The sequence below is a fragment of the Sphaerisporangium sp. NPDC049457 genome (assembly GCF_055586705.1).
The window spans coordinates 90,860-113,933 of sequence record NZ_JBVJHR010000004.1 but is presented as its reverse complement, the minus strand read 5'-3'; the positions used below and the strand labels follow the sequence as shown (position 1 = coordinate 113,933).

The following is a 23,074-nucleotide window of genomic DNA, read 5'->3' as shown; positions in this document are numbered from 1 at the left end:
ATGTCGCGAAGGCAAGTGCTGAGGTTCGGAGTGGCAGGGGCCGGGGCCGCGCTGTTGCCGCTGCAGTGGACGGCGGCCGCCCGGGCGGCGTCGGTGGCGCCCGCGCAGGTGCTGGCGGCGAACGACCTGGCGTTGTGGTACGACGAGAGCGCCGGGACCGACTGGCTGCGCGCGCTGCCGATCGGCAACGGGCGCCTCGGCGCCATGGTGTTCGGCAACGTCGACGTCGAGCGGCTCCAGCTGAACGAGGACACCGTCTGGGCGGGCGGGCCGTACGACCAGAGCAACACGCGCGGCGCCGGGGCGCTGGGGCAGATCCGGCAGCTGGTCTTCCAGAACCAGTGGAGCCAGGCCCAGAGCCTGATCGACCAGAACATGCTGGGCAGCCCGGCGGGCCAGCTCGCCTACCAGACCGTGGGCAACCTGCGGCTCACCTTCAGCGGCGGCTCCAGCGGAGTCTCGGGGTACAACCGGCTGCTGGACCTGACCACGGCCACCACGGCGACGACGTACTCGCAGAACGGCGTCAACTACCGGCGTGAGACGTTCGCCAGCGCGCCCGACCAGGTCATCGCCATCCGCCTGACCGCCGACCGGGCCGGATCGATCACCTTCTCGGCGACGTTCGACAGCCCGCAGCGCGTCACCCGCACCAGCCCCGACGGCACGTCGGTGGGCCTGGACGGCATCTCGGGCAACTTCGAGGGCAAGACCGGCTCGGTCCGGTTCCTGGCGCTGGCCAAGGCCGTCGCCGACGGCGGCACCGTCAGCAGTTCCGGCGGCACGCTCCAGGTGCGCAACGCCAACAGTGTGACGCTGCTGATCTCCATCGGCTCCAGCTACGTCAACTACCAGAACGTCGGCGGCGACTACCAGGGCATCGCCCGCAACCACCTCAACGCCGCCGTCGCCAGGACCTATGACGACCTGCGCTCGCGGCACGTGGCCGACTACCAGCAGTTGTTCGGGCGCACGACGCTCGACCTCGGCCGTACGTCGGCGGCCGACCAGCCGACCGACGTGCGCATCGCGCAGCACAACAGCACCAACGACCCGCAGTTCTCGGCGCTGCTGTTCCAGTTCGGCCGGTACCTGCTGATCTCCTCCTCGCGACCCGGGACCCAGCCGGCGAACCTGCAGGGCATCTGGAACGACTCGCTGACCCCGTCGTGGGACTCGAAGTACACCATCAACGCCAACCTGCCGATGAACTACTGGCCCGCCAACACGACGAACCTGTCGGAGTGCTACGAGCCGGTGTTCAAGATGATCAACGACCTCACGGTCACCGGCGCCCGCACGGCGCGGGTGCAGTACAACGCGGGCGGCTGGGTCACCCACCACAACACCGACGCCTGGCGGGCCACGTCCGTCGTCGACGGCGCGCTGTGGGGCATGTGGCAGACCGGCGGCGCGTGGCTGTCGACGCTGATCTGGGAGCACTACCAGTTCACCGGCGACCTGGCGTTCCTGCAGACGTACTACCCCGCGATGAAGGGCGCCGCGCAGTTCTTCCTCGACACCCTGGTGAACGAGCCGAGCCTGGGGTACCTCGTCACCAACCCGTCGAACTCCCCGGAGCTGCCGCACCACTCGGGCGTGAGCGTGTGCGCCGGCCCGACGATGGACAACCAGATCCTGCGGGACCTGTTCAACGGCTGCGCGCAGGCGAGCCAGGTGCTCGGGGTGGACTCCGATTTCCGCACGCGGGTGCTGGCGGCCCGCGACCGGCTGCCTCCGATGAAGGTCGGCTCGCGCGGCAACATCCAGGAGTGGCTGTACGACTGGGTGGAGACCGAGCAGAACCACCGGCACATCTCCCACCTGTACGGCCTGCACCCCAGCAACCAGATCACCAAGCGCGGCACCCCCTCGCTGTACAACGCCGCCCGGCGCACCCTGGAGCTGCGCGGCGACGACGGCACCGGCTGGTCGCTCGCCTGGAAGATCAACTACTGGGCGCGGATGGAGGAGGGCGCCCGGGCGCACACCCTGATCCGCCTGCTGGTGTCGACGTCCCGGCTCGCGCCGAACATGTTCGACCTGCACCCGCCGTTCCAGATCGACGGCAACTTCGGCGCCACGTCCGGCATCGCCGAGATGCTCCTGCAGAGCCACAACGGCGAGCTGCACGTACTGCCCGCGCTGCCGTCCGCCTGGCCGAGCGGAAAGGTCCAGGGGCTGCGCGGCCGCGGCGGCTACACCGTGGACACGACGTGGAGCTCCGGCACGGCCAGTGAGATCCTGGTCAAGTTCGACCGCGCCGGCACCGTGAACGTGCGCAACCGGATCTTCACCGGAACCTACGAGGTCGTCGACACCTCGACCGGCGGCGCCGTGACCGTCACCAAGCCGGAGTCCGACGTCGTCAGGCTCACCGGCGAGGCCGGGCGCACCTACCGCCTGACCGGCCAGCCGAACGAACCGGCTCCGACGACCTACGTCCGCGTCGCCAACGTCGCCACCGGGCTGGTCCTGGACAGCGGCGGCAACGTCGCCTCCGGGTCCAACGTCAAGCAGTGGAACTACGACGGCAGCACCAACCTGCAGTGGCAGCTCGTCGACCTGGGCAGCGGCTGGTACCGCATCGTCAACCGCACCAACGGCATGGTCATCGACAGCTGGGGCAACTCCGCCAACGGCGCCAACGCCCGGCAGGCCGCCTGGGGTGGCGGCAACAACCAGCAGTGGCGGCTCAACGACACAGGGAACGGCCGCTACCAGATCATCAACCGGGGCACCGGCACGGCCCTCGACGGCATGGGCAACCGCACTGCCGGCTCCACCGTGTGCATGTGGACGCCGAACACCAACGGGAACAACCTGTGGACGATCACGAACGTCTGACCACCGGCGGCCCGTGACGAAGCCCTATCGCACTCCGGCGCCCCCCGCGACCGATCGTCGGTCGCGGGGGGCGCCGATGCCGTTCGGAGCCGTTCAGCGCCGCCGCAGGCCGGGCGCCGGGCACGGACGCTCTCCTGCGCACCTCCGCCGTGCGCGCTGACGGCCACACCGCGGTGGTCGTCCACAGCTTGTGGATGTCCGGCGTCCGCGGCTGCACGTTCGATCTGGACCCCTGCGGCGTGCGCTGACGGTCACACCGCGGTGATCGTCCACAGGTTGTTGTTGTTCGTGTTCGGCGTCCACAGCTTCACGTTCGATCCGGACGTGCTGACGCCGCCGTTGTCGAGCGCGGTGCCGGTGCCCCGGTTGATGATCTGGTAGCGGCCGCCGCCCGTGTCGTTGAGCCGCCACTGCTGGTTGTTGCCGCCGTTCCAGGCCGCCTGCATGCACAGAGCGCCGTTGGCGGAGTTGCCCCAGCTGTCGGCGGCCATGCCGTTGGTGCGGTTCATGATGCGGTACCAGCCGCTGCCGAGGTCGACGAGCTGCCACTGCAGGTTGGTGCTGCCGTCGTAGCTCCACTGCTTCAGCGCCGAACCGGAGGCGACGTTGCCGCCGCTGTCGAGGACGAGGTTGTCGGCGACGTTGGTGATCCTCACCCAGCCGGTCGGGGTGGGACCCGTGCCGGGGGAGGGGATCGCGCCGGAGAAGGTCAGTTTGACCACGTAGGCGGGGGCGCTGAAGGGGGCGTTGGTGGAAGGCATGGTGATGTGCAGGGCCGTGCCGTCCTGGGTGCGGGCGGGCAGGTCGGTGTACTGGCCGGCCGTGGAGCCCAGCAGCTGCACCGAGACCAGGCCGCTCAGACTGATGCGGTTGGCGCCCAGGGTCGTGATGTCGAGTGTGCCGCCCGGCCAGCCCATCACGGTCGCGTACAGCACCCGGTTGTCCTTGCTGCGGGTGAACCGGATGTCGCGGTTGGTCCCGGCGCGCGGGGTGACGAAGGAGCCGCCGCCCATCTGCGTCGGCCCCTCGCCGAACGTCGCCCAGGCCCGGGTGGCGTAGATGGACTCGCCGAAGCGCCGCAGGTAGTCGCCGATGCCCAGCAGGATCGACCGCTGCCCCGAGGGGATGGTGCCGTCGGCCATCGGCGCGATGTTCAGCAGCATGTTGCCGTTCTTGCTGACCCGGTCGATGAGGGAGTGCAGCATGGCGTTGAGGGAGTAGTAGCCGATGCCGTTGGTGTAGCACCAGCTGGAGCTTGAGATGCTGTCGTCGGTCAGCCAGTACGGCGTCTGGATGCCGGCCGGCCCGCCGCGCTCGTAGTCGACGACCTCGCCGCGGGTGTTGAAGCCGTCCTTGTAGGTGGCGACGACGTCCTTGTTCCAGCCGACCGCGCGGTTGTAGTAGTACGACAGGAAGTTCAGCCGCTGGTTCTCCGGGATGCGGCTGAGGTTGAAGTCCTGCCAGATGACGTCGGGCTGGTAGCCGTCGATGACCTCTCTGAGCTTGTCGTACCAGAGCTGGTACTCGGTGCCGGTGTCGAGCTGGCCGTACAGTTTGCGCAGGCTGGTGGTGGACTGCCCGGGCGCCCACTGGTAGAAGCCGGTGAAGTTGTAGGCGTGGTGCAGGGCGGTCAGCAGCTTGAGGCCCTTGGCGCGGATGGCGTCGGCGTGCAGCCGCAGCAGGTCGAGCCTGGGGCCGGTGGCGACCGAGTTCCACTCGTTCACCTGGCTGTTCCACATGGAGTAGCCGTCGTGGTGCTCGGCCACCGGGCCGGCGAACCGGGCGCCGGCGTCCGCGAACAGCTGCGCCCACTCGCCGGGGTCGAAGTTGCCGCCCGCGGACTTCAGCTTGGGGGCGAACTGCACCCAGTTGCCGGCCCGGTCCCGGGCGCCGTTGATGAAGTTGTGGTACGGCCAGGAGGCCGGGTCGCCGTAGACGCTGCGGTGGTGGTTGTTCTCGCTGGATCCGTTGTTGTACATGTTGCGCGGGTACCACTCGTTGGCGAACGCCGGGACGCTGAAGACGCCCCAGTGGTAGTAGATGCCGAACTTCGCGTCCTGGAACCACTCGTGCGCCGGCGGGTGCTGGTCGACCGACGACCAGCTCGCGGTGTAGCTCTGGGGGCCGTCGGTGGCCCACGCGGTGCGGACCCCGAGCAGACCGGCGGCCGCCACACCCCCCGCTCCGGACAGGAGAGCGCGGCGGCCGAACCGGTAGGAGGACGAAGACATGGGAGCGCCTTTCGGGGACGAGGAGAGCCCTCTCCCGGCTCACATGAAGAGAGCTCGACTATTGAGACATTGGATGTCTTTGTAAGTCGGAATGGAGCACAAGTCCAGCCTTCTCGCTCGGCCAGCGAATATGTCGAGGTCCCGCCCTGGCGACATGGGATGTCTGTGGATGTTTCATCGCCCGGCTCCCGTGCCGGCCCGGCGCCCGCCGGATCGTACGGAGATCATATTCGAACCTGTGTACGAGTCTGTGGAAACTGTGGATAACTCGGCCGCCGCAGACCGATCGTCCCCCGGCTCGGCCAGCGCCGGGGGACGATCGGAGATGAGGGGCGGGAACGGCCGCGCGCGAGCCTTCGAGCAGGTGCGTCGCCGGCCGTCCCCCCGGATTCAGAGCTGGATCTTGCCCGCGCCGGCGCCCGCGGTGACGATGGACTTGATGTTGGCCGCCGGGTCCTTGCTGTAGGAGTACGGGATCGCGGCCACCGAGCCGCCCTGCTGGCCGCTGCCGGAGCCGGTGAAGTAGTTGTCGCGGGCGACCAGGGTGCCGGGGCCGGAGTCGGCTTCGCCCAGGTGGAACGGGTCCTTGGTGTTCTCGAAGTAGTTGCCCTCGACCAGCACGCCCGCCCCCTGCGTCGAGGCCACGCCGTAGCCGCCCACGCTGCGGTAGTAGTTGTTGTAGACGTGCACGGGGTTGCCGAAGCGCACCCGGGGGTGGCGCTGGGTGGTGCCGTCGAAGTAGTTGTGGTGGTAGGTGACCTTCAGCTTGCCGCTGTCCTCAGCGCCGTTGTCGTCGTCGTGGCCGAGCAGCATGACCTTGTTGTGGCTGTACACCCGGTTCCACGAGACGGTCACGTAGTTGCTGGCCCGCTTGATGTCGACCGCGCCGTCGTAGCCGTTGGACAGGGTGTTGTGGTCGATCCACACCCGGGTGGAGTACTGGACGTTGATCGCGTCGTCGCTCCAGTCGCGGAAGGTCAGGTTCCTGATGATGACGTTGGACGCGCGCGAGACGTTCAGCCCGCAGCCGGCGATCACCGCGCCGGAGTTGCCGATGATGGTCTTGTTCGAACCGACGGAGATCATTCCCGAGCACGAGATGGTGCCGGACACCCGGACCACGGCGGAGCCGCTGCCGCTCACCGCGCTGCTCAGCGCGGAGGAGTTGGTCACCGTGGTGGCGCCGGCGGTGCCGCCTCCGGTCGTGCCGCCGCCCTGGGTGGCCCATCCCACCAGGCCGGTGGCCGGCGGCGGGGTAGTCGAGGGCGACGGGCTGGGCGTGGGACTGGGGGACGGGGTGGGCGTGGCGCTGGGCGACGGGCTGGGTGACGGGCTGGGTGACGGGGAGCCGGTGACCGAGCCGGTGCAGGTGACCCCGTTGAGGGTGAACGAGGAGGGGATCGGGTTGGCGCCGGTCCAGCTGCCGTTGAAGCCGATCGTGGTGCCGGCGCCGGTCGCCAGGGCGCCGTTGTAGGACTCGTTGACGGCCGTGACCGTGCTCCCGCTCTGGGTGTAGACCGCGTTCCAGCCCTGCGTCACGGTCTGCCCGGCGGTGAACGACCACTGCAGCTGCCAGCCGTTGATCGCGTCGCCCACGTTGGTGATGGCGACGGCCGCGCTGAACCCGCCGCCCCACTGAGACTCCACGGTGTAGGAGACCCGGCAGCCGGCGGCGGCCGAGGCGCGCGTCGCCGTGAACCCCGCCACCAGCAGGAGAGCGGCGGCCGCCCCGGTGAGCATCGCGTGCCATCGCCGTCGTGTGAACATCGTCGCGCTCCTTTGTCGGTCTCGCCCGTGGGCGGAGAACACGCTCGCCTTACGCCCGGCCTCTCCGGCGGCGAGCCGGGCCGTGCCGCCCCGGACGACCAGGTCGGGCGCCGGGGTCTTCGTCGGTCTTCGTCCCGCGGGCCGCCGACGTGGCGCTCGCGGTGAGTGGGAGGCGCGGCCCGCCGCCGTCACGCACGCCGGCGGCGGGCCGCACCGGCTCTCTCAGCGGTATCCGGCGGCGATGATGTTGGCCTGGATGGCGTTCTCTGTGGCGTCGGACGGGTAGCCCGAGACCATGGCCCCCTCGTAGAACGTCCCCTGGCTCTGGTTCCTGTTGTCGATGCAGCAGTCACCGCCGCTGCCGAGGATGATGGCCCCCTGCTTGCGCATGGGGCTGTAGCCCCGGGGGAGGGAGCCGTCCCAGAGGGTGGTCAGGCCGCCCGACTGGGCGTTGGCGCCCTTGATGGCGAACCGCGACGTCCCGTTGTTCTTGAGCATCGCCGTGACGTACCTGCTGGTGAACGCCCTCTGGTTGGGGTTCCAGGACTGGCTGCCTCCGGGGTAGAGCCCGTATTCGAGGTCGGCCTGCACCCAGGGGCCCGATCCCGAGCAGCCGCCGAACCAGCAGCTGGTGCCGAAGTAGATCGCGTCCATGGCCCCGGCGCCGTCGGCTCTTCTGGTCGTCTCGCTGTTGCCGTAGTCGAAGCAGCATCCGCTGTTGACGTGCGTGCCGCTGGTGACCATGTACATGCCTTCCGGCGCGCTGCCGGTGGGGATGCCGGTCAGGTGGCCGTCGCGCCAGTAGCTGTTGCCCGGGTTGATGTAGAGCGAGTAGACCTTGCCGCCGCCGACCGTCAGCGACTCCGTGCTGGCGTTGGCGGGGCTCGCGGCGCCGCCGATGCCGCCGGATCCCTGGTAGGTCAGGTTGTTACCCCGCCCGGACTGGTCGTAGACGATGGTGGTGACGCAGGAGGTGCCGGCGCAGAACGAGTCATGGGCCGAGGCGTTGGCCACGCCTCCCGCCGTCACGACGCCGATGTTCCTGGTGCTGTTGTCCGACGAGCGCCTGACCTGGTAGAGGTTGCCGTTGTACGTGCGGTAGAGCGCTCGCACGGTACTGTGCGCCGCGACGCACGGGGTGCCGCCCGCGCCGTAGATGTCACACGGCAGATCCTGCGGCTGCGGTGTCGGCGTCGGGGTCGGCGTCGGCGTCGGCGTCGGCGTCGGGGTGGGGGTGGGGGTGGGCGTCGGGGACGGGGTGGGCGAACCGGTCACTCCGGTGCAGGTCACGCCGTTGAGGGCGAAGGACCCCGGCACCGGGTTGCTGCCGTTCCAGGTGCCGTTGAAGCCGAAGTTGGTGGTGGCGCCGGTGCCCAGCGTCCCGTTGTAGCTCGCGTTGGTGACGGTGACCTGGGCGCCCGACTGCGTCACCGAGCCGTTCCACAACTGGCTGATGGTCTGCCCGGCGCCGAAGGACCAGGTCAGCCGCCACCCGTTGATCGCATCACCGAGGTTGGTGATGTCCACGTTCGCTCCGAAACCGCCCTGCCACTGGTTGGTCACCTTGTAGTCGACGCGGCATCCGGTGGCGGCCTGGGCGTTGGGGGCCGCGACCGCGCCGATCGCGGCGACCGCGGTGGCGACTCCGGCGGCCAGCCAGAGCCGCAGGCGAGGAATCTTCATTGAGCACTCCAGACGTGATTCCGCGAGAAGCCGTTGTTAGCGCTAACGCGTGGTATTCGGTCCATCCGGGCGGATAACCAGAGATGGGGCCGGCGTGTCTCCGCGCCGTCATTCTCGATGCCGCGCGTGCTCGCACATATGCGCTCCCGCCCGCGGGCGTGCGCGCCATTCGACGCCCATGCCCTCGGCGGGAAGGCATGGGCGGAATGCGATCCGGCTGCTCGTCGTGCCTGATGGCAGGCCTGCCATATCGGCGCACGACGCCGGTGTCACATTTGCTGTTAGCGCTAACATTTCTTCTGCCGGAGTCGAACCTTCTTCTGTGGGCGGTGTCCGATGAAGAGGAGCAAATGCGACGCGCCCAGGTCCCGTCAAGCGCCGGTCGGGTCGCCCTCGTCATCCCGCCCGGTTCATCTGCTTTTATCGAGGTACGAGCGTCGTGCGGCGCGGCGAATAAGTTGAAACTTTCAACCTATTGCCGAAGATATGTGCGGACATGTTCGGCGGATCCCGGCCGCCGGGCCGGCGCGGCAAGCGGTGCGGGTGAACCGGGCCCCGCTATCCGCCGCCCGCCCGCAGGACCTCGCCCAGCCGCCGGCGGCGGCGCAGCGCCGACTCGGCGGGTACCACCACGGCGACCGCCGCCGGCAGCGCGACGGCCACCAGGGCGAGCATCCACCACGGCGACACCGGGGCCGGATCGGCGTCCTGCCCCGTGAGCAGCCGCAACGCGAGCGGCCCGAACGTCAGGCGCGCGAGCAGCACCCCGAGCAGCGGGCCGCACACGGCCGCCACCAGCGCGGACGGCAGCAGCTCTCCCGCGGCGACCCAGCGGGCGTCCCGGGGTCGCAGGCCGAGGGTGCGCAGCCGGGTCAGGGTCTGCCACCGGTCCGGCGCGCTCGCGGCCGCGCCGAGAGCGAGGCCCAGCAGCCCGAGCACCAGCAGCATCGCGGCCGAGGCCCACGCCAGCCGCAGCAGCCCCGAGGCCAGCGGCGCTCCGCCGCGCGCGCGAAGGACGTCCGCGCGCACCACGACGTCCGCCGCGACCGGGCTCGCGGCCACCGCCCGTGCCGCCCCGGGGCCGGCCACCCACACCGTGTTCGGGACGGCGGCCATGCCGGCGGCGGCGAGCGTGGCGGCGTCCATCAGGACGATGTCGGCGGCGTCGCCGACGGGAGGCGCCGTGCCGACGGCGGTGATCCGGATGGACGGGGCGCCGTCGCGATGCAGCTCCAGCCGCATGCCCGGCCGCAGGGCGCCGCCGGCGGAGCGCACCAGCGCGGGGACCTCGCCCCGGCCGGCCGCCCCGAGGCGGGCGAGCGCGGGCACGTCCGGCAGCGGGGTGGAGGCGAGCAGCCGCCGGAACGCCGAGGCGTCCACTATCACCAGGCGCGAGGGGACGATCTGGGTGTCGGCGACGACCCGCGTCGCGTCGCTGACCTGCGCGGTGACGACCTGCCGCACCCCCGGTGCGCCGGTGATCCGCCGGGCGAGCTCGGGGGTGGCGGACGCGGCGGCGGGCGCGACGTCCACGCGGGCGTCGGCGCCGACGGTGCGCCACGCGCCGTCCTCCAGGCCCTGGCGGGCGGTGGCGTCGACCACGAGCGCGAACGACGCCAGCGCGGTGGAGGTCACCAGCACCAGCAGCGGCAGCGCCCGCGCGGACGTCGCGACCGCGCGCGCGGCGCCGAACACCGCCAGCGGGCGGCGGGAGCCGAGCGCGCGCCGCAGCACCAGGCGCGTCCCGGCCGGCAGCAGCCGCAGCACGATGAGCGCCCCGGCGATGACACCCAGCGCGGGCGCGCTCGCGGGCAGCGCCCCGCCGCCGTCCAGTCCGCCCGCCGGACGGGTCGCGTCGCCGGCGGCGGGGAGGATTCCGCGCTGGTGCAACGCGACGAGGGCGATGACCGCGGCGACCAGCACCGCGGTCTCGACGGTCGCGCGGCGCAGCCGGTCGGTCTGGCCGGCCCAGCGGCGCGCGGACCGGTTGGCGGGGACCCGCCGGTCGCGGGTGGCGCGCGCCGCGGCGAGCGTGCCGAACGCCGGGCCGGCGGCGACGGCGGCCAGGACCACGGGGACCGTCCACCCCAGCGAGGCGCCCGAGGCCACCACCTGGGCCGTCGCGAGCCCGGCCGCGGCGGCCGACAGCGCGACCACGGCGGACTCCAGCAGCAGTTCGGTCGTGAGGTCGGGCAGGGCCGCGCCGCGCCGCCGGGCGGCGGCCAGCGCGGGGGCGCGGCGGCGGACCAGCAGGTCGGCGGCGAGCAGCAGAACCAGGATGGCGACGGTCAGCACGCCGGCGAGCATGACGGACGCCTGGGCGGACGCGGCGCCCACCTGGGTCTGGACGTCCCGCAGCACGGCGTCGAGCCGCGTCTCCCACTTCAGGGTGCTGTTGCGCGCGCCGGAGGAGCCGGAGCCCGCCTTCAGCGCGACCGCTGCCTTGGCCACCGCCTGGGCCGAGTCCGAGGTGAGCTTCGCCGGGTCGGCGCTGAACCGGACGGTGCGCCGCAACTGTTCATCGTCGAGGGCGAGGCGGGCGTCGGGCAGCGACTCCGCCGACAGCAGTCCGGCGAGCCGCGTGGAGCCGGCGCCGTCCGCGCCGGCGACGGGACGCAGCAGCCAGGGATGGGACCGCCAGAGGGGGTCGCCGCCGTCCACCGGACGGAAGATGCCGCTGACCTGGACGATCTTGCTGTTGCCCTCGCTGTCCGCGAGCGGGATCCGGGCGCCGGGACGCACGTTCATCGCGGCGGCGTTCGCCTCGGACAGGCCGGCCTGCACCGGCCATGGCGCCGTCCCGAACGGGATCTCGATCCGGCCGCCCACCGTGTTCGCGGGGGCGCGGGGCGGGCCGCCGGTGAGCCAGGTCACGCGCGGGCCGCCGCCTTCGCCGCTCGCGAAGTAGAGGAGCTGCAAGGTGCGCAGCACGCTACCGTCCATGACCTTGAGGGGGTCGCTGGTGACGGTGGCGACGGGCGCGCGCAGCGCGGCGCGCATGCCGGGGTCGAGGGCCTGCAGGGCCCGGTCGCGGAAGTCGTCGACGTCCTCCGCGAGGCGGGGAAGGCGTAGACGCCCCCCTCTGGGTCCGCCGTCGGGCTCCCAGCCGGCCTGGACCACGACGTCGTCGCCGCCGGTACGTGCGACCGCGTCCTGGACGGCGAGGTCGGCGGTGGCGCGCAGCATCGGCGGCATCGCGCCGGCGAGCAGGGTGACCACCGCGACGACGGCGGCGGCCAGCAGCAGGGGCCCGGTGTCGGCGGCGGCGCGCCCGCGGACGCTCGGCCAGTGCGGGGCGGGCCGCCACCGCGAGGCGAGCGCCCACCGGCGGCCGGGGCGTCCCGTCACGACGCCACCCGCAGGTGGGCGGCGTCGGCGCGGCGGGTCTGGACGGCGACCACGGCGGTCACCGCGAGCGCGCACCCGGCCGCCAGCAGGGCGAACAGGACGGCTTCCGCGGCCCACGGCCAGACGGGCAGGGCCGCAGGGACGGGCGCGGCACCGGTGTCGGAGCGGATGAGCAGAGGCGCGACGAGGCGGGTGGCGAGCGCGCCGATGGCCGCGCCCGCCGCGAGAAGCGGCAGCAGGACACCGACGTGCTGACCGAGCAGCACGGTGCGGATCTCGCGCCGGGTCATCCCGATGCCCCGCAGCCGCGCCACCTCCAGGGCACGCAGGTGCAGGTCGCAGGTCACGTGCAGGACGACGCCGACGAACAGCAGCAGCACCGCGGCGGGCACGAGCAGGCGGAGCGCGGCGGGCAGCCCCGCGCGCAGCGGGCCCCCGGTGAGGCGGGTGATCTCGGTCTCCCGGCTGGTCGTGGTGCCGAGGTCGAGGGCGGCGACCCGCGTCACGGCGCCCTGGGCAGGGTGGCCGACCCACCAGGCGTCGACGGGCGAGGTCAGGTCGCCGCTGACGGCGAGGGCGCGGGACAGCATGTCCAGGTCGGTCAGGAGCGCGGCGTCGCCGGGCGCGGACGGGACGGTGGGCAGCACCTCGGTGACGCTGATCGGGACGTCCGTGGTGCCGAGGGTGAGGCTGAGCAGCGAGCCGGGCCGGGCGCCGACCTCGTCGGCGAAGCGGCCCGAGACGGCGACGGGCACCGTCACCGGGTCGGGGAAGGCGGTGGCGATCAGGTTCCGCGCGGCGTCCTGCGGTCCGACGAGCTTGACGGTCGTCGTCATCCGCAGCCCGGCGCCCTCGGCGGTCCGGGTCAGGGCGACGGCCGGCCGGGCGAGCAGCCCGGGGGCGGGTGCGGCGGAGGTGGCGGTCCAGCCCGACCCGGGCGGTTCGCCGGCCGGGGCCGGTGAGCCCGGCACCGTGATGGTGACGGCGACGCGGCTGTCCGCGGGGTTCGCCGAAGCGGCGTCGGAGGCGTCGGGGGAGCCGGAGGCGTCGGTAGCGTCGGGGGAGTCAGCGGAGCCGGCGTCGCGGTCGGCCGGCGCCGGTACGGCGTCGGCCGTGAACGGGAGGGAGACCGCGACCAGGCGGAGCCCCGCGGCCGTCGCGCACGGCGGCAGCGGGTGCGCCCTGCCGTCGAGCGGGACGGCCGCGCCGACACAGGACGTGCGCAGGCCCGTCACGTCGTCCTGCACCAGCAGCTTCGGGGTCACGCTGATCGGGATGGCGCCGGACGCCGTCCCGGTCAGGGTGAGCGCCGCGCCGGCCGGGACGGCGACGCCGACGACCCGGGCCGGCGGTGCGAGAGAGGCCCCCACGTCCCGCCAGGAGCGGCCGTCGCCGACCTGGCCGCGCAGCAGGGTCTCGGCGCGAGTGGTGTCGACGGCGACCAGCCGCGTCGCGTCCCCCGCGCTGCCGAGCCACTGCCCGACGGCGACGCCGCGGTCGGTGGCCGGGCGCACCGTTCCCCCGGTGGCCGCGGCGACGGCCGCGCCCTGCCCGGCGGCCGGCGGAGCGGTGAGACTGAGGGCGAGGTCGGTGCCGACGGACAGGTCGGCCTGGTCGTGCTGCGAACGCTGCCAGGTGGCGTCGAAGGCGACGCCGAACATGCCGGCCGCGCACGCCAGCCCGATCAGCAGGCCCGCGGCGACCGCCTGCGGCCGGCGGGCGGCTTCGAACGCGGTGAGCGGAAGCACCAGCCCGCGGGCGCGGCGCGCCAGCCGGTCGGCGCCGCGCAGCGCGGGCGGCACCAAGCGCAGCGCCAGCGCGGCGCCGGCGGTGAGCAACAGCGCGGGAGCGAGCACGCGGACGACGTCGGCGCGCGACCCGGCCCCGCCGGGCTGAGCGTCCAGCTGCCACCAGCCGGCGACGGCGAACGCCACGAGCAGCAGGTCGGCGCCGGAGCGGGCCAGCAGCTCGCGCCGGCCGAGGCGCTCGCCGGCCACCGAGGCGGGCCGTGCCTGCAGCACGACGAGCACCGCCGCGAGCGCCAGCGCGCCGCCGGCGACGGCGAGCACCTGGGCGCCGGTCACGACCGGCGGGCCGGCCAGCCCGGCCCGCGCCGTCGGCGGCAGGCGCGTGAGGCCGGCGTGCAGGAGAGAGGACGCGGGGATCGCGAGCGCGGTGGCGAGCGCGGCGAGCGCGCCGGCCTCGACGGCCGCGGTGACCGCGAGCCGGCCGCGGCCGAGGCCGAGAGCGGACAGCAGCGCGGTCTCGTCCGCCCGCACACCGGCCGTGAGCCGGGCCGCGAGGGCGAGGGCGGTCGCGGTGAGGACGATGCCGAGGACGGCGACGGTGAGCACGCCCGCCGTGGTGACCCGCTGCTGGTCGCGGGCGGACAGCAGGGTCGCCGGCAGCCGTGAGGCGACGCGTTGGAGCTGTACCCGGTCGCCGAGGCTGATTTCCAGCCGGTGGTCGGCGCCGATGACGGCCCCGGTGACGGTGTCGAGGTCACGGAGGGCGGGGGCGGACAGGTCCGGATGGGCGGTGATCTCCAGCTGTGTGAGGTTGGAGCCACTGGCGATCAGGTCGGCGAGGTCGACGATGAACGGCCCGTAGGCGTGGGAGCGGCCGTCGTTGTAGTCGAGGTCGTAGCCGGCGCCGGCGAGCGGGTCGCGGTCCCAGCCGGTGCCCGGCCGCGGGCGCGCGACGCCGACGACGGTCAGCTCGACCGGTGGGCGCGCGTCGACGGACAGCTCAGCGCCGAGGCGGACGCGGCTGCCGGGAGTGAGGCCGAGCAGCCGCGCGGTGGGCTCCAGGACGAGGGCCTCCAGCGGCGCGGCGGGCCGGGCGGCGCCGGACGCGGCGCGCGGCCAGCGGCCGGCGGTCAGCCGGGCGCGGGCCGGCAGGTTCTCCACGGCGGACAGATAGGCGCTCGCCGGAACGCCGTTCCCGCCGGGGCGCGCTCCGGGCAGCGACCGCATCGTCGACGACGCGCGCGCGGCCGTCGTCGCGGCGAACGGGGCGAGCGCCGAGGTGAGCACGTCGCGGGTGTCGTCGACGACGGAACGCGCGTCGGCGCCGCGGATGGTGACGGTGTAGGCGGTGACGTCGACGTCGCCGGGGTCGGCGCGCGACGCGGCGACCTCCAGCGCCCGCTCGGCGGTACGGGTGACCAGAAGAGCGCAGACGCCGAGCAGAGTGGGCCCGGCCACGACGACGGCGAGAAGCGCGGCCAGCAACGGCCACTGCACACGAGCACGCCGCCCGAGCAACCTCAGCACAGACCGCTCCAGACGGCGGGGCGGGGCGGGTGGGTCACGCGGCTCCCTGTTCGTGCAGCCGGCCGTCGGAGATCCGGATGACCCGGTCCGCCAGCGCGATCATCACAGGGTCGTGCGTGGACACCAGCACCGTGACGCCCTCGGACTCCACCACTCCGCGCAGCAGCGCCATCACCGACAGACCGGTCTCGGCGTCGAGCTGCCCGGTCGGCTCGTCGGCGATCAGCAGCCGGGGCGAGGCGGCGAGGGCCCTCGCGATCGCCACCCGCTGCTGCTGGCCTCCCGACAGCTCGCCCGGACGCTGCCGGGCGTGGCCGGCCAGGCCCACCAGCTCCAGCAACAGCTCGACGCGGCGCTCGCGTTCCGGCTGCGGGACGCGGGCCAGCCGCAGCGGGGCCCCGACGTTCTCGGCGGCCGACAGCACCGGGATCAGCCCGAACGTCTGGAACACGTAGGCGACCTTCTCGCGCCGCAGGCGTGACAGGCCGTCCTCGTCGAGGGCGGTGATGTCGTCGCCGTCGAGCCGGACGGTGCCGGCGTCGGGGCGGTCCAGACCGCCGATGACGTTGAGCAGGGTGGTCTTGCCGGAGCCCGACCGGCCGACGAGGGCGGTCATGGTGCCGGCGGCCAGGTCGAACGACACCTCGCGCAGGGCGTGGACGGCCGCCGGGCCGGCGCCGAAGGTGCGGTGGACGCCCCGCACCGACAGCAGCGGCGCGCCGTCCGGTCCCGCGCTCATAAGCGCTCTCCCTGGTCGGGGCGGATCGCGACGTGGTCGGACTCCAGTGCCAGGCGGACGCGCCGGGTCAGCGCCAGCGCCTCGCGGTAGTCGCGCGGGACCTGGATCCGCCCGGCGCGGTCCATCACGGCGTACTCCTCGGCGACGACCTGGGCGCCACCGTCGGCGTCGGCGGTGGTGCGGCGCAGCACCTCGCTGCTGGTGCGCCCGTCGCGGATCGACACGGTGCGCTCGACCTGGCCGCTGACCTCCGGGTCGTGGGTCACGATGACGACGGTGACCCCGAGCCGCAGGTTGACGTCCCGTAACGTCTCGAAGACCTGGGCGGAGGCGGCGGTGTCCAGTTCGCCGGTCGGCTCGTCCGCCAGCAGGACGCGGGGTTCGTTGGCGAGGGCCACGGCGATGGCGACGCGCATCTGCTGCCCGCCGGACAGCTGCGCGGGACGCCGGTCGGCGCAGTCGGCGACGCCGAGGGCGTCCAGCAGCTCGGTGGCGCGCGCGCGGCGGGCGCGGGCCGGCGTGCGGGCCGCCGTCATCGGCAGGTCGACCATCTGCCGCGCGGTCAGGTAGGGCACGAGGTTGGCCGCCGTCTGCTGCCGGACGAACCCGACGGTGTGCCGCCGGTAGCGCACGCGGTCGGCGCGGGACATCGACAGCAGGTCCCACCGGTCGACGCGCGCCCGGCCGGCGGTGGGGGCGTCGATGCCGGCGAGGATGGACAGCAGCGTCGACTTGCCGGAACCGGACGCCCCGACGACGGCGACCATCTCGCCGGCGTCCACCACCAGGTCGAGCCCCTGCAGCGCCTGCACCTCGATCGACCCGGACTGGTAGATGCGCACGAGGCTCTCGCACGCGATGAGCGCGTCCCGCCCGAACTCGGGCGCCCGCGGGGGCGGTTGCGGAAGGGACAGCGGTGTGGCGGCCATCCCCCTCCTTCGGCCCCGGCAATCAGGGAGAATTCGTGCAGACTCTATAGCCCCGTGCGCCTCAGATGAAGGCGAGGACGGACGGCGGTTTCCGGGAGGGCGGCGTCCTCAGGGACGGGGCGGGGGTCGTGCCCGCGTGCCCGGACCGTCGTCCGCGCCGCTCAGGCATGGTCAGCGCCGTGGGCGGCCCGGCCGCCGCGGGTTCCCGAGCTGAAATTTTCAGCGTGCGGCGCGGCATTCGTACAGTTCGCCGGTTCGCGGGCCCGTCTCGTGCTTGACCCCCCGCCGACGGCGGAACCACACTCCGCTGGAGCGTCACCCCTTCGCGCGGCCACCTGGGCGGTCCGCATCTCCGTCGCATTAGCGTGCGGGTCCGCGAGAGGTGATGTTAGCGCTAACAACCGCAAGGGTCGATCAAAGCCGAACGTGTCGGCGACGACACGATCAAGGTCCATCCGAGTGGCGACGCCGGCGATCGGCGCCGACCGGCCGACGGGACCGAGAAGGCGCGGATCAAGGGCCGACCGCCAAGAGGAGAAGACATGACGGAAGACAGGAACGAGCCGGTGAGCGGCGAGCACAGGATGCCGAGCCGGAGAGCCGTCCTGACGACGATGGGGACTCTGTCGGTCGTCGCGGCCGCGACGACGGTCGCCGGGGCCACGGAGGCCGCGGCCGCGACGGCGGTCATCAACCCGTCGGCGCCGCGGCAGACGATCCGGGGCTTCGGCGGCATGGCCCACGCGGGCTGGATCGGCGACCTGACGGCCGCCCAGCGGGAGACGGCGTTCGGCACCGGCGAGGGCCGGCTGGGGTTCTCCGTGCTGCGGATCCCCGTCTACGAGACCCAGGGGGACTGGGGCCGTGACCTGGCGACGGCGAAGCGCGCGGTCGAGCTCGGCGCGAGCGTCATCGCCTCGCCGTGGAACCCCCCCAGCAGCATGATCGAGACCTTCACCCGCGGCGGCCAGACCAACGCGAGGCGCCTCCGGTACAGCTCGTACGGCGCCTATGCCCAGTACCTGAACGACTTCACCGCCTACATGCGGAACAACGGGGTCAACCTGTACGGCATCTCGGTGCAGAACGAGCCCGACTACGCGTCCGAGTGGACATGGTGGACCTCCACGGAGATGGTGCGGTTCCTGCGGGAGAACGCCGGCTCGATCAGCACCAGGGTCATCGCGCCAGAGTCCTTCCAGTATGTGAAGAGCATGTCGGACCCGATCCTCAACGACTCGGCGGCGCTCGCCAACACCGACATCATCGGCGCCCACCTCTACGGCACGTCGTACTCGAACTTCCCCTACCCCCTGTTCAAGCAGAAGGGCGCGGGCAAAGAGCTCTGGATGACCGAGGTCTACTACCCCAACAGCACCGACTCGGCGGACTCGTGGCCCCAGGCGCTCGACGTGGGTGAGCACATCCACCACGCCATGGTGGACGCCGAGTTCCAGGCGTACATCTGGTGGTACATCCGGCGCAGCTACGGCCCCATGCGCGAAGACGGCCAGATCAGCAAGCGCGGCGCGATGATGGCGCACTTCGCCAGGTTCGTCCGCCCCGGATACGTGCGGATCGACGCGACGGCGAACCCGGCGTCGAACGTCTACGTCTCCGCGTACAAGGGCGGCGACTCGCAGATCGTCATCGTCGCCGTCAACAAGAACACCTCCGCGGTGAGCCAGCAGTTCACCGTGGCGAACAGCGCCGTGACCACCGCATCGTCCTGGGTGACCGACGCGAGCAGGAACGTCGCGCCCCAGGGGGCCACCAGCGTGTCGAACGGCTCCCTCAACGTCACACTCCCCGCCCGAAGCGTGACGACCTTCGTGGCGAGCGTGGGCACGGGCCCCTCGCCCTCGCCCACCCCGACGCCCACTCCCACCCCCACCCCGACCCCGACGCCCACGCCGACGCCGACCGGCGGGACGGGCCCCCGGGTCTCCTACACGATGAACGCCTGGAACAACGGCTTCACCGCGGCCATCAGCATCACCAACACCACGAACTCGACGATCAACGGCTGGACGCTGGTCTTCACCCTGCCCTCCGGCCAGTCGATCACCTCGGGCTGGAACGCCACCTACTCGCCCTCCAGCGGCCAGGTGAGCGCCCGCAACGCCGCCTTCAACGGCACGCTCGCCCCCGGGGCCACCGCCGACATCGGCTTCCAGGCCACCCACACCGGCAACACCGCCGAACCGACCGCCTTCACCCTCAACGGCGTCCCCTGCACCGTGGTCTGACCGGCGACCTCCCCGAAGGCCCCCCGGTGAATGACGGGTGCGGCCCCTCCCGCGCCGGAGGGGCCGTACCGGCCGGTCATGGGGAAGCGGCCGAGGCGCCGGCGTCCGGCAGCGGGAGGCCCCGCAGCCGGGGTTTCTGGATCTTTCCAGAGCCCGTCTTCGGCAGGCCGTCCGTGATGTCGAAATAGAAGGGGATCTTGTACTTGGCCAGGCGCGGGCGGAGCCAGTCGCGCAGCTCGCCGGCGGTGACGCTCGCGCCGGGGCGCAGCACCGCGAACGCGCGGCCCACCTCGCCCCACTCGGCGTCGGGCACGCCGATCACGGCGACCTCGGCGATGGCCGGATGCTCGAAGAGCACGGCCTCGACCTCGGCCGGGTAGACGTTCTCCCCGCCCGAGATGTACATGTCCTTGACCCGGTCCACGATGTACAGGTGGCCGTCCTCGTCCAGGACGGCGACGTCGCCGGAGCGGAACCAGCCGTCCTCGGAGAACGCGGCCGCGGTCGCGTCCGGGTCGCGCCAGTAGCCGGGGGTCACGTTCGGCCCCTGGATGAGCACCTCGCCCGGTTCGCCCGCCGCCGCGTCCGTGCCGTCGGGCCGGACGACCCGCACGTTGGCGAAGAACACCGGCACCCCCGCAGAGCCCACCTTGCGCACGCTCTCGCCGGCCTCCAGGAAGGTGGCGCCGGGAGCGGTCTCGGTGAGCCCGTACCCCTGGCAGAACACCAGGCCCCGTTCCTGGTAGGTGCGGATCAGCGCGGCGGGGACCGCCGCGCCCCCGGCCATGAGGAGGCGCAGCGACGACAGGTCCGCGCGGGCCCACCTGGGCGACCTGGCGAACGCGGCGAACATGGTGGTGACCCCGAACATCCAGGTGACACCGTGCTTCTCCATGAGGTCGTAGCACTCGTCCACGTCCCACGACGGCATGATCACCGAGCGGCCGCCCTTGAGGAAGGTCGGCAGCAGGGTCTGGTTCAGGGCGGCGACGTGGAAGAGCGGCGCGCTGATCAGCGTCACCTCGTCGCTGGTGACGTCGACGCCGGGCAGGAGGTTGAAACAGTTCCACACGAGGTTGCCGTGGGTGAGCGTCGCGCCCTTGGGCCGCCCGGTCGTCCCCGAGGTGTAGAGGATGAGCGCGGTGTCCTCCAGCCGCACGGGCGTGTCGATCGGGGTGGTCTCCCCCTCTGCGAGCCAGGTGTCGTAATGCGGTTCCCCCGGCCCCGGTTCGCCGAGGGCCACCCGCAGGGGAGCCGTGGCGTCCGGCAGGGCCCGGACCACCTCGGCGCACTCGGGCGCGTAGATCAGGACCTCGGCGCCCGAGTGGTCCAGCATGTACCCGATCTCGGGGGCGGCCAGGCGGAAGTTCAGCGGCACGAAGATCGCCCCGAGCAGGTGCGCGGCGAACATCGTCTCGGCGAAGGCGACGTGGTTGCGGCCGAGGTAGGCGACCCGGTCGCCGGCCCGCACGCCCGCGGCGCGCAGCCGCGACGCCAGCCGCGTCGTCCGCTCGTGGATCTCGGCGTAGGTGACGGACCGGTCCGCGAAGATGAACGCGGTCCGGTCCGGCGACATCTGGGCCCGGCGGGCGGGCCACCCTCCCAGTCCGGCGTTGCGCATGGGTGTTCGACCTTCTGTGAGCCGGGCCCGGTCGCGGGTCAGGCGTAGTGCCGGTAGATGGCGCGGGCGACGCAGGCCGGCTTGCTCGCGCCTTCGATCTCGACGGTGCAGTCGAGCTGCATCTGCACGCCGTCGCCGGGGACGTCCTCGACCGCGCCGACGGTGGCGGTCATGCGGATCTTGGCGCCCACCTTCACCGGGCTGGGGAAGCGGACCTTCTCCAGGCCGTAGTTGACGCTCATCTTCACGCCCTGGATGTCGAGCAGTTCGTTGAACAGCGGGATGACCAGGGCCAGGGTCAGGTACCCGTGGGCGATGGTGCCGCCGAACGGCCCGTCCTTGGCCCGGTCGGGGTCGACGTGGATCCACTGGTGGTCGTCGGTGGCGTCGGCGAAGGTGTTCACCCGGTCCTGGGTGATCTCCAGCCAGCCGCTGTGGCCGAGATCCCTGCCGGCCAGCGCCCTGATCTCGTCGAGCCCGTTCGCCGTGGTGGTCATACGCCTGTCGTCCTCTCCTGGTCGCCGAGGCCGAGCAGGCGTACGGCGTTGTCCTTCAGAATCTTCGGGCGGACCTCGGGCTTGATCTCCAGCTTGCCGAAGTCGGCCAGCCAGCGGTCCGGGGTGATCACGGGGTAGTCGGAGCCGAAGAGCACCTTGTCCTTCAGCAGCGTGTTGGCGTACCGCACGAGCTGCGGGGGGAAGTACTTCGGCGACCACCCCGACAGGTCGATGTAGACGTACGGCTTGTGCGTGGCGACGGCCAGCGCCTCGTCCTGCCAGGGGAACGACGGGTGGGCGAGGATGATCCGCAGCTCGGGGAAGTCCACGGCCACGTCGTCCACCAGCATCGGGTTGCCGTACTTGAGCCGGATGCCGCCCCCGCCGGGGACGCCGGCCCCGATGCCGGTCTGCCCGGTGTGGAACAGCGCGGGGACGCCCAGCTCCTCGATCGCCTCGTACAGCGGGTAGGCCACCGGGTCGTTGGGGGCGATGCCCTGGATGCTCGGGTGGAACTTGAACCCGCGCACGCCGTGCTCCGCGACCAGCCGCCGCGCCTCGCGCGCGCCCGCCCTGCCCTTCCAGGGGTCGACGCTGGCGAACGGGATCAGCGTGTCGGCGTGCTCGGCGCAGCTCTCCGCGACCTCCTCGTTCGAGATGCGCGGGTGCCCGGTGGCGTGCTCGGCGTCCACGGTGAACACCACCGCGGCCATCTTCCGCTCGCGGTAGTACGCGGCCATCTCGGCGATGGTCGGCTGCCGGTGCCCGTGGGCCTTGAAGTAGTCCTCCGAGGGCCCGAACAGCTCAGGGCTCAGCGAGCCGTGCCCGTCCTTGGAGATCTCCGCGTGGGTGTGCACGTCGATCGCGACCAGCTCGGCGACGTTCATGGCGGTCATGCCGGGCCCCCTTGCGCCTCCGGGGCGGGGACCTTGGGGGCGGGGATCCCGTACGTCTCGGGCTCGGCGCCGACGCCCGACCGCCAGGAGGCGGCGATGGCCTCGGCCGACCAGCCTCCGTCGGCGAACGCGACGGCCTTCTCCGCCGGGTGCGACCACAGCGCGAGGCGGTCGCCGCCGATGCCGATCGCCTGGCCGGTCACGCCGGCGGAGGCGTCCGAGGCGAGGAACACGACCAGGCCCGCCACGTCCTCGACCGTGCCCAGCCCCTCGTCCTTGCGCAGCCAGTCGGGGAACGGGCTCGCGGTGCGCTCCGCCTCCTCGATGATCGGCGCGAACGCGGGAATGGTCCTGGTCATCTCCGTGGCCGCCACCGGGACGACGGCGTTGACCGTGATGTCCGCCCTGGCGAGCTCCATCGCCCAGGTCCTGGCCATCGCCACGATGCCGGCCTTGGCCGCCGCGTAGTTGGTCTGGCCGAAGTTCCCGCGCTGGCCCGCCGGCGAGGAGACCAGGACCAGCCGGCCGCCGGTCCCCTGCTCGCGCATCCGCACCGCCGCGGCCCGCGCGCAGGTGAACGTCCCGCGCAGGTGCACGTCGATCACGGCGTCGAAGTCGTCGTCCGACATCTTCCACAGGACGCGGTCGCGCAGGATGCCCGCGTTGGTGACCATCACGTCCAGCCGGCCGAACTCCTCGACCGCGGTGGCGACCAGCCGGTCGGCCACCTCGGCGGATCCGACCGGGGCGGCGACGCCGCGCGCCCTGCCGCCGCCGGCGGTGATGGCGTCGACGACCGCCGCGGCCGCTTCGCCGTCCACGTCGTTGACGACGACCGCCGCCCCGGCCGCGGCCAGCGCCTCGGCGTACGCGCGGCCGAGCCCGCGGCCCGCGCCTGTGACAACGGCGACCTTGCCGGATAGATCCATGGGGCTCCCCCTGAGTTGTACGGCGATGATGCGAATATAAGTCACATTCTTGACGATCGTCAA

General features: G+C 72.6%; 13 protein-coding genes. 2 read left to right on the top strand and 11 right to left on the bottom strand.

Going from position 1 to position 23,074, the window contains the following annotated elements; translation table 11 throughout:
• The gene (locus ACZ6QO_RS08130) at positions 1 to 2,847 is read left to right on the top strand and encodes a glycosyl hydrolase family 95 catalytic domain-containing protein (RefSeq protein WP_465848812.1); all 2,847 of its coding nucleotides are present in this window, start codon (positions 1 to 3) and stop codon (positions 2,845 to 2,847) included.
• 251 nt (positions 2,848 to 3,098) lie between these two features.
• Here the strand turns inward: ACZ6QO_RS08130 and ACZ6QO_RS08125 are convergent, their stop codons facing one another.
• The 7 genes from ACZ6QO_RS08125 to ACZ6QO_RS08095 all read right to left on the bottom strand — a co-directional run bounded on the left by ACZ6QO_RS08125 (position 3,099) and on the right by ACZ6QO_RS08095 (position 16,819).
• Positions 3,099 to 5,078, bottom strand: coding sequence for an alpha-L-fucosidase (locus ACZ6QO_RS08125; RefSeq protein WP_465848810.1), 1,980 nt, complete (start codon positions 5,076 to 5,078; stop codon positions 3,099 to 3,101).
• Between the two features lie 390 nt (positions 5,079 to 5,468).
• Complete coding sequence (locus ACZ6QO_RS08120) at positions 5,469 to 6,845, bottom strand: pectate lyase family protein (protein WP_465848809.1); 1,377 nt, start codon at positions 6,843 to 6,845, stop codon at positions 5,469 to 5,471.
• Between the two features lie 222 nt (positions 6,846 to 7,067).
• Positions 7,068 to 8,528 carry an arabinofuranosidase catalytic domain-containing protein gene (locus tag ACZ6QO_RS08115; RefSeq protein WP_465848807.1) on the bottom strand — a complete coding sequence of 487 codons (1,461 nt, stop codon included), beginning with the start codon at positions 8,526 to 8,528 and terminating at the stop codon, positions 7,068 to 7,070.
• 558 nt (positions 8,529 to 9,086) lie between these two features.
• Positions 9,087 to 11,876 (bottom strand): FtsX-like permease family protein, encoded by a 2,790-nt coding sequence (locus tag ACZ6QO_RS08110; protein ID WP_465848806.1) that lies wholly within the window; start codon positions 11,874 to 11,876, stop codon positions 9,087 to 9,089.
• Positions 11,873 to 15,151 (bottom strand): FtsX-like permease family protein, encoded by a 3,279-nt coding sequence (locus tag ACZ6QO_RS08105; protein ID WP_465848804.1) that lies wholly within the window; start codon positions 15,149 to 15,151, stop codon positions 11,873 to 11,875. The genes ACZ6QO_RS08110 and ACZ6QO_RS08105 overlap by 4 nt, the downstream gene beginning before the upstream one ends.
• A 34-nt stretch (positions 15,152 to 15,185) precedes the next feature.
• Positions 15,186 to 15,890, bottom strand: a complete 705-nt coding sequence (locus ACZ6QO_RS08100; protein ID WP_465848802.1) for an ABC transporter ATP-binding protein — start codon at positions 15,888 to 15,890, stop codon at positions 15,186 to 15,188.
• On the bottom strand, positions 15,887 to 16,819 hold the full coding sequence (locus tag ACZ6QO_RS08095) for an ABC transporter ATP-binding protein (protein WP_465848800.1): 933 nt from the start codon (positions 16,817 to 16,819) through the stop codon (positions 15,887 to 15,889). The genes ACZ6QO_RS08100 and ACZ6QO_RS08095 overlap by 4 nt, the downstream gene beginning before the upstream one ends.
• Before the next feature lie 542 nt (positions 16,820 to 17,361).
• Here ACZ6QO_RS08095 and xynC point away from each other — a divergent pair.
• Positions 17,362 to 19,068 (top strand): glucuronoarabinoxylan endo-1,4-beta-xylanase XynC, encoded by a 1,707-nt coding sequence (gene xynC / locus ACZ6QO_RS08090; protein ID WP_465848799.1) that lies wholly within the window; start codon positions 17,362 to 17,364, stop codon positions 19,066 to 19,068.
• Positions 19,069 to 19,144: 76 nt separating this feature from the next.
• On the opposite strand, the gene ACZ6QO_RS08085 is transcribed toward xynC, so the two are convergent.
• Genes ACZ6QO_RS08085 through ACZ6QO_RS08070 form a run of 4 tightly spaced genes read right to left on the bottom strand, consistent with a single transcriptional unit; the run spans position 19,145 to position 23,011 of the window.
• A complete protein-coding gene (locus tag ACZ6QO_RS08085; protein ID WP_465848797.1) occupies positions 19,145 to 20,689 on the bottom strand; it encodes an acyl-CoA synthetase in 1,545 nt (514 codons plus the stop codon).
• Between the two features lie 38 nt (positions 20,690 to 20,727).
• Entirely contained in the window at positions 20,728 to 21,186 is a 459-nt protein-coding gene (locus ACZ6QO_RS08080) for a MaoC family dehydratase (protein ID WP_465848796.1), read from the bottom strand.
• Complete coding sequence (locus tag ACZ6QO_RS08075) at positions 21,183 to 22,073, bottom strand: amidohydrolase family protein (RefSeq protein WP_465849180.1); 891 nt, start codon at positions 22,071 to 22,073, stop codon at positions 21,183 to 21,185. Before ACZ6QO_RS08075 ends, ACZ6QO_RS08080 begins: the two co-directional genes overlap by 4 nt.
• A 5-nt stretch (positions 22,074 to 22,078) precedes the next feature.
• Positions 22,079 to 23,011: an SDR family oxidoreductase gene (locus tag ACZ6QO_RS08070; RefSeq protein ID WP_465848795.1), complete on the bottom strand. Its 933-nt coding sequence runs from the start codon at positions 23,009 to 23,011 to the stop codon at positions 22,079 to 22,081.
• Positions 23,012 to 23,074 lie beyond the last annotated feature (63 nt).

What these genes read in the sequence shown, in the direction of transcription:
- ACZ6QO_RS08130 (WP_465848812.1), top strand. Translation starts at nt 1, where the DNA reads ATGTCGCGAAGGCAAGTGCTGAGGTTCGGAGTGGCAGGGGCCGGGGCC.
- ACZ6QO_RS08125 (WP_465848810.1), bottom strand. Translation starts at nt 5,078, where the DNA reads ATGTCTTCGTCCTCCTACCGGTTCGGCCGCCGCGCTCTCCTGTCCGGA.
- ACZ6QO_RS08120 (WP_465848809.1), bottom strand. Translation starts at nt 6,845, where the DNA reads ATGTTCACACGACGGCGATGGCACGCGATGCTCACCGGGGCGGCCGCC.
- ACZ6QO_RS08115 (WP_465848807.1), bottom strand. Translation starts at nt 8,528, where the DNA reads ATGAAGATTCCTCGCCTGCGGCTCTGGCTGGCCGCCGGAGTCGCCACC.
- ACZ6QO_RS08100 (WP_465848802.1), bottom strand. Translation starts at nt 15,890, where the DNA reads ATGAGCGCGGGACCGGACGGCGCGCCGCTGCTGTCGGTGCGGGGCGTC.
- ACZ6QO_RS08095 (WP_465848800.1), bottom strand. Translation starts at nt 16,819, where the DNA reads ATGGCCGCCACACCGCTGTCCCTTCCGCAACCGCCCCCGCGGGCGCCC.
- xynC (WP_465848799.1), top strand. Translation starts at nt 17,362, where the DNA reads ATGACGGAAGACAGGAACGAGCCGGTGAGCGGCGAGCACAGGATGCCG.
- ACZ6QO_RS08085 (WP_465848797.1), bottom strand. Translation starts at nt 20,689, where the DNA reads ATGCGCAACGCCGGACTGGGAGGGTGGCCCGCCCGCCGGGCCCAGATG.
- ACZ6QO_RS08080 (WP_465848796.1), bottom strand. Translation starts at nt 21,186, where the DNA reads ATGACCACCACGGCGAACGGGCTCGACGAGATCAGGGCGCTGGCCGGC.
- ACZ6QO_RS08075 (WP_465849180.1), bottom strand. Translation starts at nt 22,073, where the DNA reads ATGAACGTCGCCGAGCTGGTCGCGATCGACGTGCACACCCACGCGGAG.
- ACZ6QO_RS08070 (WP_465848795.1), bottom strand. Translation starts at nt 23,011, where the DNA reads ATGGATCTATCCGGCAAGGTCGCCGTTGTCACAGGCGCGGGCCGCGGG.